This is a genomic window from Streptomyces sp. SID5469, assembly GCF_009862865.1.
Taxonomy (GTDB): domain Bacteria; phylum Actinomycetota; class Actinomycetes; order Streptomycetales; family Streptomycetaceae; genus Streptomyces; species Streptomyces avermitilis.
Window position 1 is genome coordinate 3809062 of sequence record NZ_WWIN01000001.1, and the last position, 17332, is coordinate 3826393.

15 protein-coding genes, 2 tRNA genes and 1 pseudogene are annotated in these 17332 nt (G+C 69.5%); 7 read left to right on the forward strand and 11 right to left on the reverse strand.

Going from position 1 to position 17332, the window contains the following annotated elements:
- Positions 1-183: 183 nt before the first annotated feature.
- Positions 184-984: a histidinol-phosphatase gene (hisN, locus tag GTY58_RS16005; RefSeq protein WP_010984480.1), complete on the forward strand. Its 801-nt coding sequence runs from the start codon at positions 184-186 to the stop codon at positions 982-984.
- A 166-nt stretch (positions 985-1150) separates the two neighbouring features.
- Positions 1151-1543: a CBS domain-containing protein gene (locus GTY58_RS16010; RefSeq protein ID WP_010984481.1), complete on the forward strand. Its 393-nt coding sequence runs from the start codon at positions 1151-1153 to the stop codon at positions 1541-1543.
- An 87-nt stretch (positions 1544-1630) separates the two neighbouring features.
- On the opposite strand, the gene GTY58_RS16015 is transcribed toward GTY58_RS16010, so the two are convergent.
- Entirely contained in the window at positions 1631-3100 is a 1470-nt protein-coding gene (locus GTY58_RS16015) for a catalase (protein ID WP_037649019.1), read from the reverse strand.
- Between the two features lie 125 nt (positions 3101-3225).
- Here GTY58_RS16015 and GTY58_RS16020 point away from each other — a divergent pair, with 125 nt between their 5' ends.
- Entirely contained in the window at positions 3226-3642 is a 417-nt protein-coding gene (locus GTY58_RS16020) for a Fur family transcriptional regulator (protein WP_010984483.1), read from the forward strand.
- Positions 3643-3837: 195 nt separating this feature from the next.
- Positions 3838-4034: pseudogene (locus GTY58_RS39635) on the forward strand (hypothetical protein); the annotation flags it as partial.
- On the opposite strand, the gene GTY58_RS16025 reads toward GTY58_RS39635, so the two are convergent.
- From GTY58_RS16025 to GTY58_RS16040, 4 genes are all read right to left on the reverse strand, one after another.
- Positions 4032-4105, reverse strand: a tRNA-Met gene (locus tag GTY58_RS16025). The pseudogene GTY58_RS39635 and the gene GTY58_RS16025 overlap by 3 nt on opposite strands.
- 210 nt (positions 4106-4315) lie before the next feature.
- Positions 4316-6166 (reverse strand): SEL1-like repeat protein, encoded by a 1851-nt coding sequence (locus GTY58_RS16030; protein WP_010984484.1) that lies wholly within the window; start codon positions 6164-6166, stop codon positions 4316-4318.
- 229 nt (positions 6167-6395) lie between these two features.
- Positions 6396-6469 (reverse strand) — tRNA-Met (locus GTY58_RS16035).
- 44 nt (positions 6470-6513) lie between these two features.
- Positions 6514-9510, reverse strand: coding sequence for a UPF0182 family protein (locus GTY58_RS16040; protein WP_010984485.1), 2997 nt, complete (start codon positions 9508-9510; stop codon positions 6514-6516).
- Positions 9511-9674: 164 nt separating this feature from the next.
- On the opposite strand from GTY58_RS16040, the gene GTY58_RS16045 reads away from it, so the two are divergent.
- Positions 9675-10217: a PPA1309 family protein gene (locus GTY58_RS16045; RefSeq protein WP_037649020.1), complete on the forward strand. Its 543-nt coding sequence runs from the start codon at positions 9675-9677 to the stop codon at positions 10215-10217.
- 148 nt (positions 10218-10365) lie between these two features.
- Here GTY58_RS16045 and GTY58_RS16050 read toward each other — a convergent pair whose 3' ends face one another.
- The 4 genes from GTY58_RS16050 to GTY58_RS16060 form a co-directional block, all read right to left on the reverse strand.
- On the reverse strand, positions 10366-11463 hold the full coding sequence (locus GTY58_RS16050) for a PDZ domain-containing protein (RefSeq protein WP_010984487.1): 1098 nt from the start codon (positions 11461-11463) through the stop codon (positions 10366-10368).
- Positions 11464-11547: 84 nt separating this feature from the next.
- A complete protein-coding gene (locus GTY58_RS39640; protein ID WP_010984488.1) occupies positions 11548-11712 on the reverse strand; it encodes a hypothetical protein in 165 nt (54 codons plus the stop codon).
- 140 nt (positions 11713-11852) lie between these two features.
- Positions 11853-12314: a molybdenum cofactor biosynthesis protein MoaE gene (locus GTY58_RS16055; RefSeq protein ID WP_010984489.1), complete on the reverse strand. Its 462-nt coding sequence runs from the start codon at positions 12312-12314 to the stop codon at positions 11853-11855.
- Between the two features lie 203 nt (positions 12315-12517).
- Positions 12518-13630 (reverse strand): SDR family oxidoreductase, encoded by a 1113-nt coding sequence (locus GTY58_RS16060; RefSeq protein ID WP_010984490.1) that lies wholly within the window; start codon positions 13628-13630, stop codon positions 12518-12520.
- A 190-nt stretch (positions 13631-13820) separates the two neighbouring features.
- On the opposite strand from GTY58_RS16060, the gene GTY58_RS16065 reads away from it, so the two are divergent.
- A complete protein-coding gene (locus GTY58_RS16065) occupies positions 13821-15272 on the forward strand; it encodes a zinc-dependent metalloprotease (RefSeq protein ID WP_010984491.1) in 1452 nt (483 codons plus the stop codon).
- Entirely contained in the window at positions 15269-15790 is a 522-nt protein-coding gene (locus GTY58_RS16070) for an NUDIX hydrolase (protein WP_010984492.1), read from the forward strand. Before GTY58_RS16065 ends, GTY58_RS16070 begins: the two co-directional genes overlap by 4 nt.
- 81 nt (positions 15791-15871) lie before the next feature.
- Here the strand turns inward: GTY58_RS16070 and GTY58_RS16075 are convergent, their stop codons facing one another.
- A complete protein-coding gene (locus GTY58_RS16075) occupies positions 15872-16627 on the reverse strand; it encodes an AIM24 family protein (protein ID WP_010984493.1) in 756 nt (251 codons plus the stop codon).
- 16 nt (positions 16628-16643) lie between these two features.
- Positions 16644-17324: an AIM24 family protein gene (locus GTY58_RS16080; protein ID WP_010984494.1), complete on the reverse strand. Its 681-nt coding sequence runs from the start codon at positions 17322-17324 to the stop codon at positions 16644-16646.
- Positions 17325-17332 lie beyond the last annotated feature (8 nt).

Genomic DNA, 17332 nt, shown 5'->3' on the forward strand with positions numbered 1-17332 from the left:
CCTCCCTCGGGCGAGCGGCTCTGACGCTCAGATTTGACGCGCACGACGGCACTGTCAAGGGTTCGCGGCGGTACCGAAGGGCGTGCGCCGGCGAGTGGGCGCCGAAGGGTGCGCCGGCGAAGATCGGCGAAGATCCCGGAGGCCGTGTGGCCCTCCCCGGGAAGGGGCAGATACGGTTCACACATGCCCGACTATCGCGATGACCTGCGCCTCGCCCATGTCCTGGCGGATGCCGCCGACGCCGCGACGATGGAACGGTTCAAGGCGCTCGATCTCAAGGTAGAGACCAAGCCGGACATGACTCCGGTGAGCGAGGCCGACAAGGCCGCCGAGGAGCTGATCCGCGGCCACCTCCAGCGGGCGCGGCCGCGCGACGCGATCCTCGGCGAGGAGTACGGCATCGAGGGCACGGGCCCGCGCCGCTGGGTCGTCGACCCGATCGACGGCACCAAGAACTACGTACGCGGCGTCCCCGTCTGGGCGACCCTGATCTCCCTGACGGAGGCGGGCGAGGGCGGCTACCAGCCGGTCGTCGGCGTGGTCTCCGCGCCCGCGCTCGGCCGGCGCTGGTGGGCCGCGAAGGGCCACGGCGCCTTCTCCGGCCGCAGTCTGTCCTCGGCGTCCCGGCTGCACGTCTCGCGCGTCTCGAAGCTGTCCGACGCCTCGTTCGCGTACTCGTCGCTGAGCGGCTGGGAGGACCAGGGCCGCCTGGACGGCTTCCTGGATCTCACGCGCGCGGTGTGGCGCACCCGGGGATACGGCGATTTCTGGCCGTACATGATGGTCGCCGAGGGCTCGATCGACATCTGCGCGGAGCCCGAGCTGTCGCTGTGGGACATGGCGGCGAACGCGATCGTCGTGACGGAGGCGGGCGGCTCCTTCACGGGCCTCGACGGCCGTCCGGGCCCGCACAGCGGCAACGCGGCCGCGTCGAACGGGGTGCTCCACGACGAGCTGCTGGGGTATCTCAACCAGCGCTACTGAGGAGCCGCCGAAGCCCCCAGTGCGCTCATGTGAGCCATGGGTGCCTCGAAAGTCGCCTCGCGCCCTCTTGTTGACTCTCCCTTTAACTGCGACTCTGAGAGTCCCCCCACTTGTGAACTTGTGAATCGCTTCTCATGTCGGTTCACCAAGGAGGTGGCTCCAGCCCATGCTCGTCCGCGACGCCATGAGCACGGTGGTCCTGACCATCGGCCCGGCACACACCCTCCGCCAGGCGGCCCGCCTGATGTCCGCACGCCGCGTCGGTGCGGCCGTCGTCCTCGACGAGGACTCCTGCGGAGTCGGCATCCTGACCGAGCGCGACATCCTCAACTCACTGGCCCTCGGCCAGAACCCGGATGCCGAGACCGCAGGCAGCCACACCACCACCGACGTCGTCTTCGCCGCCCCGGCCTGGACCCTGGAGGACGCCGCGACGGCCATGTCGCACGGCGGTTTCCGGCATCTGATCGTGCTCGACGGAAGCGGTCCCGTCGGGATCGTCTCGGTCCGCGACATCATCCGCTGCTGGGCCCCGGCCCGGCAGCACATACCGGCCTGAGCGTCCCCTCGGGGCACGCGAGCGGGCCGGACCCCCTGACACAGGGGATCCGGCCCGCTCTCCACGACAAGCGTCCAGTGCTGGCTGTCAGCCGCGCAGGGCCTGGACCGCGGCCTCCAGCCGCTTGCCGAAGTCGCCGTCCGCCTGGCGGAAGTTGTTGATCGCGCGCTCGGCGATGTCGTCGCGCGAGACCTTGGAGATGAAGCCCGCGAGGTTGTCGACCAGGCGGGTCTTCTCGTCCTCCGACATCAGGCGGTAGAGGTTGCCCGCCTGCACGAAGTCGTTGTCCTCGGTGTGGACCGGGGCCTCTGTGTCGCCCGTGACGCCGGTGACCGAGATCGGCTGCCACAGCGGGCGGTCCGTCTGGAACGGGCCGCCGAAGCTGTTCGGCTCGTAGTTCTTCGTGCCCTTGTGGCGGCCGTCGTACAGGAAGCCGTCGCGGGAGTTGGTGCGCGCCTCGGTGGCGTGCGGACGGTTCACCGGCAGGTGGTCGGCGTTGATGCCGACGCGGTAGCGGTGGGCGTCGCCGTACGCGAAGAGGCGGCCCTGGAGCATCTTGTCCGGGGAGGGACCGATGCCGGGAACGAAGTGGGCCGGGCTGAAGATGGACTGCTCGACCTCGGCGAAGATGTTCTCCGGGTTGCGGTTGAGCTCCAGCTTGCCGATCTCGATCGGCGGGTAGTCCTCGTGCGGCCACACCTTGGTGAGGTCGAACGGGTTGAAGCGGTACCCGGCCGCCTCGGCCGCCGGCATGATCTGCACCTGCACGGTCCAGGTCGGGAAGTCACCGCGCTCGATGGACTCACGCAGGTCGCGCTGGTGCGAGTCCGGGTCGAGACCGGAGACGTTCACGGCCTCCTCGGTCGTGAGGTTCTTGATGCCCTGGTCGGTCTTGAAGTGGTACTTGACCCAGAAGACCTCGCCGGCCTCGTTGTTCCACTGGTAGGTGTGCGAGCCGTAGCCGTTCATGTGGCGGTAGGACGCGGGGATGCCGCGGTCGCCGAACAGCCAGGTCACCTGGTGGGTGGACTCGGGCGACAGACCCCAGAAGTCCCAGACGTTGTCCGCCTCCTGCGAGCCCGTGTACGGGTCGCGCTTCTGGGTGTGGATGAAGTCGGGGAACTTGATGGCGTCCTTGATGAAGAACACCGGGGTGTTGTTGCCGACGAGGTCGTAGTTGCCCTCTTCGGTGTAGAACTTCAGCGCCCAGCCGCGCGGGTCACGGACGGCGTCCGCGGAACCCAGGTTCCCGGCCACGGTGGAGAAGCGCAGGAAGGTCTCGGTCTGCTTGCCGACCTCGGAGAGGAATGCGGCGCGCGTCCACTGCGAGACGTCACGGGTCAGCGTGAACGTGCCGTACGCGGCCGCGCCGCGGGCGTGCACGACGCGCTCCGGGATGCGCTCACGGTTGAAGTGGGCAAGCTTCTCCAGCAGGAGCTGGTCCTGCACGAGCACCGGGCCGCCGACGCCCGCGGTCTCGCTGTTCTGATTGTCGGCTACCGGTGCACCGGCCTCCGTCGTGAGCGGTCCCTGCGTCACGTGCGCCTCCTGCGTCATTCCTGCAAGTCCTGTCCCTTGGCCAATGCCGGTCACGATCCTACAATGGACAATGTCTAAGTCAAGTAAAGCTCCAAAGTCACACCCGTTCGGGAACTGGTCCCCCTACTGTTAGGCTTGTCTGTATGAGTGACCTACTGGAACGACTGCGCGGCCGCGGATGGCGGATGACCGCGCAGCGCCGCGTCGTGGCCGAGGTCCTCGACGGCGACCACGTCCACCTGACGGCCGACGAGGTGCACGCCCGCGCCGTCGTGAAGCTGCCCGAGATCTCCCGGGCGACCGTCTACAACACCCTGGGTGAGCTGGTCTCCCTCGGCGAGGTGCTGGAGGTCGCCACGGACAAGCGCGCCAAGCGCTACGACCCGAACGCCCACCGTCCGCACCACCACCTGGTCTGCGCCCGGTGCGGCGCGATCCGCGACGTCCACCCGAGCGGCAACCCGCTCGCCGACCTCCCCGACTCGGAGCGCTTCGGCTTCACGGTCTCGGACGTCGAGGTGACGTACCGGGGCGTGTGCCCCAACTGCGCGGCCGCCTGATCGTTTCCGCGAAGCCCCGGCATCCCAGGGATGCCGGGGCTTCGCGCTGTGCACCGCCTCGCCCCGCTGCCGCATACGGGCTTCCCGAATCTGACGACCCGTCATATGGTCGACGGCACCCACCAGTCCCTTCCACACTCCGCGAGGAGACCCCGTGGGAGAGACCGGTCCACAGCTCAACGCCACCGACCTGACATGGATTGGGAGATCCGCAAGGGCACGACCGGCGGTTGCAGTGGGCGTACGCGGCGGCGGGCGTGGCGAACGGGGATCCGGTCCCGGAGTCGAAGGCGGTGGACCGGGCGCTGTACGCGGAGGCGGTGGGGGCCACGAGCCGTAGAAACACCGAGGGCCGGAATCCCTTAAGGATTCCGGCCCTCGGCCTTCAGTAGCGGGGACAGGATTTGAACCTGCGACCTCTGGGTTATGAGCCCAGCGAGCTACCGAGCTGCTCCACCCCGCGTCGTTGAACTGAACGTTACGTCAGTGGGGCCGACCAGCGCAAATCACTTGAGAACGGCTGAGCGCAAGCAGCCCGTCCGGCGTTTGAGGACGAGGCCGTCCAGGCCGAAAGCGGGGGTCTGGGGGCGGCAGCCCCCAGGGACGGGACGGGTAGGGGCGTCGGGGGCGAACCACCCCCGACGCCGGCGCCCGGCGCAGGACAGGCGACGACTCAGGCCGACAGCTCCTGCCGCAAGGCATCCCGTAGCCGGGCGGCACGCTCGGAGACCTCGGCGGGTCCCAGAGACACCGCTCGGTCCGCCCACCGCTGCCCCTCGACAAGCTCCCCGCGACGCGCGTAGACCAGGGCCAGCCGCAACGCCGCCCGTCCATGCCCGGCATCGGCCGCCCGGGTCCACCACAGCGCGGCCTCCGGCTCACTTCCCTCGCGGGCCAGCAGCAGCCCCAGATTGAACGCCCCGTTCCGGGAGCCCGCTTCCGCCGCCTCCCGGTACCACCGGGCCGCCTCCACCACGTCCCCTCGGGCCGCCGCCAGCATCCCGACCCGCACCTGCGCCCGCCGGTGCCCCTGGGACGCCGCGCGCTCGTACCACTCCTCGCACTCGGTCTTCTCGTGCGCGGGCTCGCCCAGCTCGTGCGCGGGCGCGGGCGGCCGGCGCGCGTCCAGCACGGACGCCAGCCGGTACGCGGCCTCGGCACTGCCCCCGCCCGCCGCGCACCGAAGGTGCCGCTCCGCCGCCTGCTCGTCCCCGTCGCGCAGCAACGCGATGCCGACCTGGAGCGCCGCCTCGGTGTGCCCGGCGGCAGCCGCCCGCTCGTACCAGCGCAGTGCCGCCGCATCGTCTTCCTCGGTGCCGCGCCCGGCGTGCAGGATGCCGAGGTTGAACGCGGCGTCCACGCTCCCCGCCTCCGCGGCCTTGGAGAACCAGGGCTCGGCCCCGGCCGCGTCGCCGACCTGGAGCAGCAGGATGGCGAGCGCGTTGGCCGCCTCCCGGTGTCCGGCGTACGCCGCACGCCGGTACCACTGGTCGGCCTGCGCGGTCCGTCCCTGCTCGGCGCAGAGCAGGCCCAGGTTGTACGCGCCGTTCACATCGCCCGCGTCCATCGCGGCCCGGTACCACCGCTCGGCGGTCTGGGTCTCGCCGCGCTCGGCGTGCAGGGCGCCGAGCGCGTTCGCCGCGTTCCCGTCGCCGTCCTGGGCGGCCCGCAGCCACCACACGGCGGCGCTCTCGCTGTCGCCCGCGTCCCGCAGCAGGAAGCCGAGGGCGCATGCGGCGCGCGCCTCGCCGTCCTTGGCGGACGTCAGATACCACCGCCCGGCCTCCTTGAGCTCGCCCCGCTTCTCCAGGATCGCCCCGAGATGCAGCGCCGCGCGCCGGTGCCCGCGCGCGGCGGCCTGCCGGTACCACTGCGCGGCCTCTTCACCGCCTGCTCCTATGACACCGTTGTCAGCGCCCGGCTCACCCGCGTCCGCGACCTTGCGATCAAGCGCGCGCGCCAGCCGGTAGGCGGCCTCGCGGTGCCCGCGCTCGGCCGCGGCCCGCATCCACTGCTCCGCGCGGGCGTCGTTGCGGTGCTCCAGCAGGTCGGCGAGCGCGTACGCGCCGAGGGCGTGGCCCTGCTCGGCGGACTGGCGCAGCCAGTACTCGGCTGCGGGCTCGTCGCCGCGCTCGCGGTGGTGGCGCCCGAGCGCGTGCGCGGCCGCGGCGGAACCGGCGACGGCGGCGATCCGCCACCAGCCGGCCGCCTCCTCGGCGTATCCACGCTGATGCAGGAGGACACCCAGGTTGTTGGCGGCGGCACGGTCACCGGCGGCGGTCGCGGCGCGCAGCTGGGGCTCCGCGCCGTCGAGATCGCCGCGTCGCAGCAGCATGGCTCCGAGGACGCTCTTCGCCTCCACGTCGCCCGCTTCGGCGGCGAGCCGACGGCGCGCCTCCTCTGCAGCCTCGCCGGTTTCGTCCCGGTCGGAAGGCTGCGCAATGTCGGCAGGCTGCACAAAGTCGGCAGGCTGCGCAAAACGCCCTGTTTCCAACAGAGTTGCCTTGTCCCCCATAACGTCCATCGTCGCACCACCTGCAACCTGGGTACACCTGGTATACCGCAGCCAGTGAGGTCACTTCAGCGTTTTGTCGACATGCCCACAGAGAGACAAGTCAAACACAGATTTCCCAACTCCCCCCGCAGGCGGCACCACTTCGCACGAGTAGCCAGGTCATCGCGGCCACCCTGGCGCGTCGCGGCACACGACGAAGGCCCGGATCCTTGATCAGGATCCGGGCCTTCGTCTTCAGTAGCGGGGACAGGATTTGAACCTGCGACCTCTGGGTTATGAGCCCAGCGAGCTACCGAGCTGCTCCACCCCGCGCCGTTGTGTTGCAACCGTACCACGGCGCGGGAGGGTGCCCTGACTCAGTCGCTGCCGGGGCTCTTGTCGCTGCTCGGGCTCTTGTCGCTGCTCGGACTGCTACTGGGACTGCTACTGGCACTGCCGCTCGGGCTGCTGGTCGGCCCACTGCCCTTGCCGCTGTCACCGCTCTTGCTGCCGCCGCTGGCCTTGTCCGCCTCGGCCTGGGCGTCCTCCGCCCGCTTCAGGGCATCCTCAAGATCCTTCTGCGCCTTGGCGTACGCCTGCCAGTCGGGCTTCTTGAGGGCCTCCTGGCCCGCGTCGAAGGCCTTCTGGGCGTCGTTCAGGGCCTCTTGGACCGTGGGGTTGCTCGACGTCGGCGGCTTCGTGGTGCCCTCGTCCGGTGGCTGCGTGGTCGAATCCGCTCCGAAGACCTTGTTGAGCGCCTCGTCGAGCGTGTCCTCGAAGGCGGTGTTGCCTCCGTAGGTCACCAACACCTTGCGCAACAGCGGGTACTTGAGTCCGCCACCGCGTACGTACACGGGCTCCACGTACAGCAGTCCGCCGTCGAGGGGCACCGTCAGCAGATTGCCGTACTCGACCTCCGAGTCGCCGCCCTTCAGCAGCCTGATGGACTCGGCGATGTCCTGTTCGGAGTTGAACTGGCTCTGGACCTGTTTGGGCCCGTCGACTGTTCTGCTCGTCGGCAGTTTCAGGATTCTGATCTTGCCGTAATCACTCGTGCCCGCTTCGGCGTTGACCGACATGAAGGCACTCAGGTTGTCCCGGCCGTTCGGGGTGAGCGTCGTCGTCAGCGAGAACGTCTGCGCCTGCTGGTCGGGCATCTTCATGCTCAGGTAGTACGGCGGCACCGCGTTGCCCGACTTGTTGGACGGGTCGTCCGGCACCTGCCACACCTCGCTGCCGCTGAGGAACGTCTGCGCGTCCTTCACGTGGTAGCGGGTGAGCAGCTCGCGCTGGACCTTGAACAGGTCCTGCGGGTACCGCAGATGATCTATCAGGGACTTCGGGATGTCGCCCTTCGGCTTCACCGTGCCGGGGAAGGCCTTCTCCCATGTCTTCAGGACCGGGTCCTTGGTGTCCCACTCGAAGAGCGTGACCTTGCCCGTGTACGCGTCGACGGTCGCCTTCACCGAGTTGCGGATGTAGTTGACCTGGTTCTGCTGGGCCACCACCGCGCGCTGGTTGTTGTTGGCGGTCAGCGAGTCGGCCGTCGTGTCACCCAGCGTCGTACGGGAGGCGTACGGGTATCCGTTCGTCGTCGTGTACGCGTCGACGATCCACTGGATCTTGTTGTCGACGACCGCGGGGTAGGCGTCCCCGTCGATGGTCAGCCAGGGCGCCACCGCCTCGACGCGCTCCTTGGGCGTGCGGTTGTACAGGATCCGCGAACCCTCGCCGATCGCCCCGGAGTAGAGGATCTGCGGCTCGCTGAACGCCACCGCGTACGCGGCCCGGTTGATCGGGCTGGAGAGGTTGACCCCGCTCTTGCCCTGGTAGCTGGTGGTCTTCTCACCGCTGTCGTCGGAGTAGTCGATCTCCTTCTGGGGACCGCCGACGATCGAGTACTGGCTGGTCTTCTCGCCGTAGTAGATCCGCTGCTGGTACGCCTTGAGGTCACCCCTGGACGGCAGGTCGGACTCGGTGAACACCGGCCGGCCCTCGGAGTCGGCGGTGGTGCCCTTCGCGGCGACCACACCGAATCCGTGCGTGTAGCGGAAGTGGTCGTTGATCCAGTTGTTCTTCGGAATGCCGTTGAGATTCAGCTCACGCAGACCGATGACCGTGTCCTGGTCCTTGCCGTCCTTGCTGTAGCGGTCGACGTCCAGGTTGGTCGGGAACGCGTAGTAGTTCCGCATCTGCTGGAGCTGCTGGAACGTGGGCGAGACGACGTTCGGGTCGAGCAGACGGACGCTCGCCGTGGCGTCGGCGTCGTCGCGCAGCTTCGTCTTGTCCGTGGTGTCGCTCTTGCCCGGGTACTCGGTGACCTTGGCGCCGTCGATGCCGTACGCCTCACGCGTCGCCTTGAGGTTCTTCTCGACGTACGGGGCTTCCTTGGCCTGCTCGTTCGGCTGGACCTGGAACTTCTGGACGATCGCCGGGTAGAGCCCGCCGATGAGGATCGCCGAGAGCACCATCAGGCCGAATCCGATGACGGGCAGCTGCCAGGTGCGCCGCCACAGGGTGGCGAAGAACAACAGGGCGCAGATCACGGCGATGCAGAACAGGATCGTCTTGGCCGGCAGATAGGCGTTGGCGTCGACGTACCTGAGGCCCGTCCAGTTGCCGGTCGCCTTGAAGTCGCTGGACTTCACCGCGAGCCCGTACCGGTCGAGCCAGTAGGCGACCGCCTTCAGGGCGACGAAGATGCCGAGCAGCACGGACAGGTGCCCGGTGGCCGCGGCCGTGGCGCGCGCGCCCGGAGAGGTGATTCTGAGCCCGCCGTACAGGTAGTGCGTGAGAGCGGCGGCGATCAGGGACAGCACCGCGGCGGCGAAGCCGAAGCCGAGCAGGAAGCGGTACCAGGGCAGGTCGAAGGCGTAGAAGGAGACGTCCAGGTGGAACTGGGGGTCCTTCTGGTGGAAGGGCACCCCGTTGACCCACATCAGCCAGGTCCGCCACTGGCTGGAGGCGGACGCACCCGCGATGAGGCCCACCAGAGAAGTGATCCCGAGCAGCAACCACTTCTTGTACGGCGCGATGCCCATCCGGTAGCGGTCGAGGCTCTGCTGCTCCATCGACATGGCGCTGAGCGGCGGGCGCAGCCGGTGCGCCAGCCAGATGTTCACGCCGACCGCGACCGCCATCAGCAGGCCGAAGACGAAGAAGAGCCCGATCTTGGTCGACAGGGTGGTCGTGAACACGGACGAGTACTTGACCGACCGGTACCAGAGCCAGTCCGTCCAGAACCCCGCAAACATGACGAACGCCATGCCGAGAACGGCAAGAACGCCCAGTGTCATGAGCAGGGTCCGGACCCGCCGGGACGGTCGGCCCACTCTGATCCGTGGCCCCGTCGGGCCTCCGCCGCGGTCCGGCATCTGGAAAGCCAAGGTGCGCACCTCGAAGTTCGCTGTTGATCCGTCAGGCCCCCGGAAACGCGGACCATCCGTCAGGCTCCGTGATCGTGGAGCCTCACCTATGCAACTTACTCACGCTTTACTCGGTTCCCGGTTCGGGGGATTAACGAGGCAGGATTGTGACCATGTCCAACACTCCCATGGCAGCGAGCCCGCTCACCCGGGCCGTACTCGAGATCGACGAGTACGCCTCCACCCTCGGCTGGGACCAGCCCGCTCGCCTCTTCGCCCTCGTAGACACCGCGCGGCTGCGCACTCAGGAACCCTCGCTCGCGGCCCAGCTCGGCCTCGCGGACGCGCCGGAGACCACCGGTCTCACCCCCATCGAGCAGGACGAGATCCCGGCCGGCAAGCCGCTGGACGAGTTCCTCGGCACCATCGCCTGGCCCGACGCGGTGGTCGGCTGCGCGCTCACGGTGGAGCGGCTGATGCTGCCGCCGTCCGCGGAGGCCTCGGTTCCGGAGGGGCTGAGCGAGAAGAAGCTCGCGAAGTGGGTCGCCGAGCACCCGGACCGCCAGGAGGTCCGGATGACGGTGGCGGTGCTGCGGGACGGCGCGCGCGAATCGGCCCTGCGGCTGCGCGAGAAGGACTCGCCGACGGAGGTGCTGACCGGGTCGGACCTGGTGCCGGGTCTGGCGGAGGCCCTGTCGGCGACGTTCGCGGACTGACTTTCCCGTATACGTCGCTGGGGGCGCCCCCGAAGCTCGGGGGCGCCCCCAGCGACGTACGGGCCATGGCGTCGGGCCTGATGGCGCCGCTTACGTACGGGAAATGGCGCCAGGCCTGATGGCGGCGCCTACGTACAGGCGACGGTGGTCAGCCCTTGGTGGTGCACTTCGGCAGGTCGGCCGTCTTGCCGGTGCGGATGTCCTTGAGGGCGTCCAGCGCGTCGTCGATCGTGTTCACCTTGACGAGCGTGAGCCCCTCAGGGGTGTCCTTGGCGGCGGCCGCGCAGTTGTCCTTGGGCGTCAGGAAGTACTGGGCGCCCTTTTCGCGCGCGCCGACCGTCTTCATCTCGATGCCGCCGATCGGGCCGACCTTGCCGTCGTCGTCGATGGTGCCGGTGCCGGCCACGAACTTGCCGCCGGTGAGATCGTCCGGGGTGAGCTTGTCCACGATGCCGAGGGCGAACATCAGACCGGCGCTCGGGCCGCCCACGTCGGCGAGCTTGATGTCGACCGTGAACGGGAACGTGTGATCGGTGCCGGCGGAGATGCCGACTATGGCCCGGGGCGCGCCCGTGTCGTCGGACTTCGCGGTGGTGATCGTCACCTTCTTGGTCCTGGGCACGTACGTCTTCGACTTCTCGGCCGCGGCCTGCTCCTTGGCGGGCAGGATCGTGAAGGCGACGTCGTCCCCGGGCTTGTGCTTGGTGACCAGCTCGGCCACGTCGTCGGGCGCCTTCACCGCCGTACCGTCGACCGCCTTGATCACGTCACCCGCGTGCAGCCGGCCCTCGGCCGGCGAGTCCTTGAGGACGGTGGAGACGATCACCCAGGACTTCACCGGGATGTCCAGCTCCTTGAGGGCGGCCACCTTGGCGCTCTCCTGGGACTGGCTGAACTCCTCGGCGTTCTCCTGCGTCGACTGCTCCTCGGTCTTGCCGTCCGGGTAGAGCGTGTCGTGCGGGACCACCTTGTTGTCGTGCGCAAGCCATCCGTACACGGCCTCTACGAGGTTCATGCGGTAGTCGGCGCTGGTCACCCGGACGGTCGTCATGTTCAGGTGCCCGGTCGTCGCATAGGTCTTGTGCCCGGTGATCTGCAGCACCGGCTCGCCGTCGTGCTCCCCGAGCGTGTTCACCGTCGGGCCCGGTGACATCTCCGCGTAGGGCACTTTGATGAACACTCCCGCGCACAGGAGCGCGATCAACATCAGGGTGGAGGCGAGCATCGTCGCGGTGCGGCGTGGCATGGAACGACAGTACGGGACGGGTCTGTCAACGCACCGTCGGGGCCGTCCGCACAGGGGCGGCCCCGCGGCCTCCGCTGCCCGGTCTCAGGTACCCGAGTGGGACTTCTCCATGGCCTCGCGGAAACGCGCGTACCCGGCGAGTTCCGAACCGTCTCCCGCGGCCTTGCGGTTCCGTCCGGCCCAGCTGCCCCACAGTCCGGCACCGATCGCAGTCAAAAGCGGAATCAGCAACCAGGCGAGCACCGCCATGCCGACCTCCCAACCCCATGAGCGACCGCAACTGACTGATCAGCAGATTAATCATCCGCAGTGTTAACGCTCACGCCGGGGGTGCGGTTACGCAACTGGAGGACGGGTGAGAGGTCGGTGAGCCGGAACGGGTGCCGGTCTCAGCAGGCGCCGACCCATTCCTCCGTGCCGTCGGAGAACTTCTGGTGCTTCCAGATGGGCACCTCGTGCTTGAGGTCGTCGATCAACTTCCGGCAGGCCTCGAAGGCCTCGCCCCGGTGGGGGCACGACACGGCGACGACGACGGCGAGATCACCCACGCGCAGATCACCGATGCGGTGGACGGCGGCCAGGGCCCGCACCGGGTACTCGGCGACGACCTTCTCGGCGACGCGCCGCATCTCGGCCTCGGCGCTGGGGTGACACGAATACCCCAGCTCGTCGACGTCGGCGCCCCCGTCGTGATTCCGCACGGTCCCCACGAACAGTGCGGTCCCACCGGCCGCGTCGTCCCCGACGGCCCGGAAGACCTCGTCGAGGGAGAGCGGCGTCTCACGGATGGCCAGCAGCTTGACGGGCTCCTGGGCGGCCTGCTCGCCGGGGTGGTCGTTCATGGATGCCATGAGCCCATCGTGCCGCACACCACCGACAACGAGGAATGGACGATTCGCCCGGCACGCGCGCGGGGGCGTTTGGAGCGTCCTACAGCATCTGCGGGCGGCAGGCCCCGGGGATGGGACCGATGGGGCTGTCGCGGGGTGACGGGCGGCGGAGGCAGGGGCGAAGCAGTCCCGACCGACGTCGGCCAGGACGCGGGGTGCGCCTCTCAGAACCGCCGTCGAGCCTTCCGCGCCCGGCGCACCAACGCGGCCGTGCCCAGCAGCGCGACCGTCGCTCCCGCGGCCCCGGCCGCCGTCGCGTCCTTGCGCCCGAGCCGCCGCCCGGCCACCGTGTGCCGCCCGGCCACTTCCTCCAGCAGCTCCGCCAGGACCTCCTCGTTGGTCCACTGCGGCCGCCACCCGGCGTCATGGAGCCGGCTTCCGCTCACCACCCAGGGGTACATCGTGTACGCCAGGTCCCCGGCCGGCGACGGAGTGAGCCCGATCCGGTGCAGCCGGGCCGCGGCGCCCAGAGCGACCGCGGACGGCAGCTCCATCCGCCGGATCCCGCTCAGCTCCTCGACCTCCTCCTGCTCCAGCCACCCGTCACAGCCGACGGCGAGCTCTCCGTCGACCTTCTCCAGAACGGCGTACTCCAGAGCACTGCACAGATCCTCGACGTGGCAGAACTGCCAGGCGGGCCGCGAACCGGCCACCACCAGCAGACGGGGCGACTCGAAGTACCTGGTCAGCGCCGTATCCGTGCCACCGACCAGCACGGAGGGGCGTACGACGGTGACGTTGAGCCCCGGGTGCGCCCGGGGCGCGCGCCGCGCGAGCCGCTCGATCTCCAGCAGGTCCCCGACGCCCGTGGCCTCGGCCGTGGCGCGCAGTTCGGCGTCTTCGGAGAGCGGCAGTTCGTTGTCCGGCAGCGCCCCGTAGACCATCGCGGAGGTGCACAGCACGACCCGGTGGACGCCGGCCGCCGCGGCAGCCGTGAGCACGGTCTGCGTCCCCCGGACGTTGTACGCCGTCCGGGCCGCCGCGTCGGACTCCAGATCGAGGTCGAGCGCGAGGTGCACGACGACGTCCGCACCCCGCAGTTTGTCCGCGATGGCCGGATCCCGTACGTCCAGGATGTGCCACTGTGCCGTCGCGCACTCCCCGCGCCGCTCGTCGATGGCGACGACCTGCTTGATCGCGTCGGACGCGGCGAGCCGCTCGGTCAGGAGGGCGCCGACACCGGACGCGGCGCCGGTGACCGCGACGACGGGCCCGCGGACGGCGGGACTGGTTGAATGGTTTCGCGCTGCGCGAACCTGCGGATCTGGGGAACTCACCGGGCGTCTCCAGCGGTTGTCTTCAGTACGAGCGTTGTGACGCGTGCGTACCAGGTGGCATCCATCCTGCCGCAGGCAGCGAGTCGGCGAAGCACCGAGGCCCGAACGGGCTGTGGTGTCTACGCTGGGTGGTGTTGTCGGGCAGCCAGCCGCCGGAGCGAACCGGTGGCCTTACCAGCCGAGGAATCCCGTGAGTGACACCCCATTCGGATTCGGCCTTCCGCCGGAGGAGCCGGAGAACGGCGACGAGGGCAAGAAGAAGGACCAGCAGAGCGGCGGGGGTCAGGGACCGGCCAACCCGTTCGGTTTCGGGTCGCCCGGAGCCGGAGGACCCGGCGCCGACAATCCGCTCGCCGCGATGTTCGGTTCCATCAACCCCAACGACCTGGGGGCCGCCTTCCAGCAGCTCGGCCAGATGCTCTCGTACGAGGGCGGCCCGGTGAACTGGGACATGGCCAAGCAGATCGCCCGCCAGACGGTCGCCCAGGGCACCCAGGACGGCACCAAGGACGCGAGCGTGGGCCCCGGTGAGCGCTCCGCGGTCGAGGAGGCCGTGCGCCTGGCAGACCTGTGGCTGGACGACGCGACGTCGCTGCCGTCCGGCGCCGGCTCCGCCGTGGCCTGGAGCCGCGCGGAGTGGGTCGAAGCCACCCTGCCGGTGTGGAAGGAGCTCGTCGACCCGGTCGCCGAGCGCGTCGGCGCGGCCATGGGCGACGTCCTGCCGGAGGAGATGCAGGCCATGGCGGGCCCGCTCATCGGCATGATGCGCTCCATGGGCGGCGCCATGTTCGGTACGCAGATCGGGCAGGCCGTGGGCGTGCTCGCGGGCGAAGTCGTCGGCTCCACCGACATCGGCCTGCCGCTCGGCCCGGCCGGCAAGGCCGCGCTGCTTCCGTTGAACATGGCGGCGTTCGGCAAGGACCTGGGCATCCCCGAGGAGGAGGTGCGGCTCTACCTGGCCCTGCGCGAGGCCGCCCACCAGCGCCTCTTCGCCCACGTGCCGTGGCTGCGCTCGCACCTGTTCGGTGCGGTCGAGGGCTACGCGCGCGGGATCAAGGTCGACACCGCGAAGCTGGAGGACGTGGTCGGCCAGTTCGACCCGCAGAACCCGGAGGAGCTGCAGCAGGCACTCCAGCAGGGCATGTTCCAGCCGGAGGACACGCCCGAGCAGAAGGCGGCTCTGGCCCGTCTGGAGACTGCGCTGGCGCTCGTGGAGGGCTGGGTGGACGCGGTGGTGCACGCGGCCGCCAAGCCCCGCCTGTCGTCCGCGGACGCGCTGCGTGAGACCCTGCGCCGCCGCCGCGCCACGGGCGGCCCGGCCGAGCAGACGTTCGCCACCCTGATCGGCCTGGAGCTGCGGCCGCGCCGGCTGCGGGACGCCTCGCGTCTGTGGGCCTCGCTCACCGACGCGCGCGGTGTCGACGGCCGCGACGGCCTGTGGGCCCACCCGGACATGCTGCCGACCGCGTCCGACCTGGACGACCCGGACGGCTTCGTGCACCGCGAGCAGCTGGACTTCTCCGAGCTGGACAAGATGCTCGGCGAAGCGGCGAGTGGCGGTCCGGCCGCCGGGAAGCCCGACCTGAAGAAGGACGACGACAACAAGGGCGAGGACGACAGCAAGGGCGACACCGCCGAGTGAGCCTCTTCGACGACACGGTCCTCGTACTCAAGGGCTACGAGGACCAGGAGGAGCTGCGCGAGGCGTACCTGGGCCACCTGGAGGCGCATCCGGACGGCACCTGGAAGTCGTGCCACGCCGGGCACATCACGGCGAGCGCCCTGGTGGTCGACCCCGAGCGCGGCCAGGTACTGCTCACGCTGCACAAGAAGCTGCGGATGTGGCTCCAGATGGGCGGCCACTGCGAGCCGGGCGACGCGACGCTCGCGGCCGCGGCCCTGCGCGAGGCCACGGAGGAGTCGGGCATCCCGGGCCTGACGCTGCTGCCGGGCGGACCGGTGCGCCTCGACCGGCATCCCATCCCAGCACCGTGCCACTGGCACTTCGACGTCCAGTACGCCGTCGTGGCGCCCCCGGGGGCGGTGCACGCGATCAGCGACGAGTCGCTCGACGTGCGCTGGTTCGGCTACGACGAGGTGGCGGACGTGGCCGACGAGTCGGTCGTCCGGCTGCTGGAGGCGACACGCTCACGCCTGTGAGCCTCGCGGGAAGAGTGTGAGGCGAGACGTGTAAGGGGCGGCCGCACTGGCGGCCGCCCCTTACGTCTGCTTTCTGGACGCTCAGCTCCAGACGTTGCCCTGGTTCTGCGCCCGGGCGCCCTGCTGCCCCATGCCGTACTGGGCGCGCAGTCCCTGACCGATCTGCGCGTTCTGCGGCGGCAGCAGCTCGCTGGGCTGGACGAGCGCGTAGCCGTTGCCGAGGAAGCTGAGTTCCCACCCCTCACCGGTGTTGCCGCGGCGCCGCCACACTCCGGAGGAATGCGTCTGGGCCTGCATCTGGACGCGCAGGCTCGTGGACCAGGCGACGATCGCGTCGGCGTCACAGTTGACGTACTTGTCCGGCGTCACCTGCATCAGCAGGGGCATGCCCGAGGTCATCAGCGCGACCTTTCCGCGGCCGGTGATGTTGAGCTGGTACTTGCCGGAGCCGGAAATGCCGTACTGGCTGTCCACGGCGATGACCTCGTGGTGCAGCGAGGAGTCCATCGCCAGGACGTAGCTGCTGTCGACGGTGAGGCCGTCCTGGTCCACGTCCATCACGTGGACGTGCTGGGCGAGGTTCGAGAGATAGACCGTCCCCTGCCCGTGGCAGCGCATCAGGTCGAGGCCCTCGCCGGTGTACGCACGCGCGCGCTGCTGGCTGTTGTTCTGGTACTCGGCGTCGAACTCGATGAGGCCCTGGTAGGCGACCATGGTGCCCTTGCGGGCGAGGATGTCGTCGTGGCCCTCCAGGACGACGCGCAGCATCTGCGAGTTCTGCAGGCTGTAGCGGTCCTGGGTCTGCTGTTCGTTGTAGCCGAAAAGCGGACTCTGCATGGTGTGTCGCTCCCCCTCAGCCCCGGACTCGGAGGCGGTCGGTGCTGTCCTCGCTGGGCTGGACGACGACGATGCCCTGCCCGGAGAACGCCATCTGGTACGCCTCGCCGCTGCCGCGCCCGATGAGCGACTGTGCCTTGAAGCTGCGCTTGCCCTTCACCTTCAGGTTCGGGGACCAGGCGACGAGCGCGTCCGGGTCGACGTACGTCTCGTCCTCGCCGCCGCCGCAGTCGACGACGATCGGCTTGCCCCGGGAGGTCAGCGCGACCCAGCCCTGCCCGGAGATCTTGGTGTTCCACAGGCCCTGGCCGGCGAACTTCGCGAGCCCCTTGACGCGCTCGACACCCCACGTCAGATGTGCGTCGAAGGCGAGCAGGTTGGTGGCGTTGACGGAGATCGCGTCGCCGTTGAGGTTGATGACGACGACGTTCGCCCCGTAGTCGGCGAGGTACAGCAGTCCGTCGCCGGTGCACTTCATGAGGGGCGCGCCCTCGCCGGTCATCCAGTCGCGTGCGATCTGGCGTACGGCGGGCGGGTTGGGCTCGTACTGGACGAACCCTTCGTAGGCGACCATCGAGCCCACGCGCGCGAAGAGGTCGTTTCCGGTCTGCATGGCGACCTTCAGCATGTGGTTGCCGTGGTTCTCCATGCGGGCGGTGACCGGTGCCGGGGCGAAGCCCGCGAGCGGCTGGTTCATGACGGGCT

Excerpts from the sequence above, each read along its gene's own strand:
- hisN (WP_010984480.1), top strand. The coding sequence starts at position 184 with ATGCCCGACTATCGCGATGACCTGCGCCTCGCCCATGTCCTGGCGGAT.
- GTY58_RS16010 (WP_010984481.1), top strand. The coding sequence starts at position 1,151 with ATGCTCGTCCGCGACGCCATGAGCACGGTGGTCCTGACCATCGGCCCG.
- GTY58_RS16015 (WP_037649019.1), bottom strand. The coding sequence starts at position 3,100 with ATGACGCAGGAGGCGCACGTGACGCAGGGACCGCTCACGACGGAGGCC.
- GTY58_RS16020 (WP_010984483.1), top strand. The coding sequence starts at position 3,226 with ATGAGTGACCTACTGGAACGACTGCGCGGCCGCGGATGGCGGATGACC.
- GTY58_RS16030 (WP_010984484.1), bottom strand. The coding sequence starts at position 6,166 with ATGGACGTTATGGGGGACAAGGCAACTCTGTTGGAAACAGGGCGTTTT.
- GTY58_RS16040 (WP_010984485.1), bottom strand. The coding sequence starts at position 9,510 with ATGCCGGACCGCGGCGGAGGCCCGACGGGGCCACGGATCAGAGTGGGC.
- GTY58_RS16045 (WP_037649020.1), top strand. The coding sequence starts at position 9,675 with ATGTCCAACACTCCCATGGCAGCGAGCCCGCTCACCCGGGCCGTACTC.
- GTY58_RS16050 (WP_010984487.1), bottom strand. The coding sequence starts at position 11,463 with ATGCCACGCCGCACCGCGACGATGCTCGCCTCCACCCTGATGTTGATC.
- GTY58_RS39640 (WP_010984488.1), bottom strand. The coding sequence starts at position 11,712 with ATGGCGGTGCTCGCCTGGTTGCTGATTCCGCTTTTGACTGCGATCGGT.
- GTY58_RS16055 (WP_010984489.1), bottom strand. The coding sequence starts at position 12,314 with ATGGCATCCATGAACGACCACCCCGGCGAGCAGGCCGCCCAGGAGCCC.
- GTY58_RS16075 (WP_010984493.1), bottom strand. The coding sequence starts at position 16,627 with ATGCAGAGTCCGCTTTTCGGCTACAACGAACAGCAGACCCAGGACCGC.
- GTY58_RS16080 (WP_010984494.1), bottom strand. The coding sequence starts at position 17,324 with ATGAACCAGCCGCTCGCGGGCTTCGCCCCGGCACCGGTCACCGCCCGC.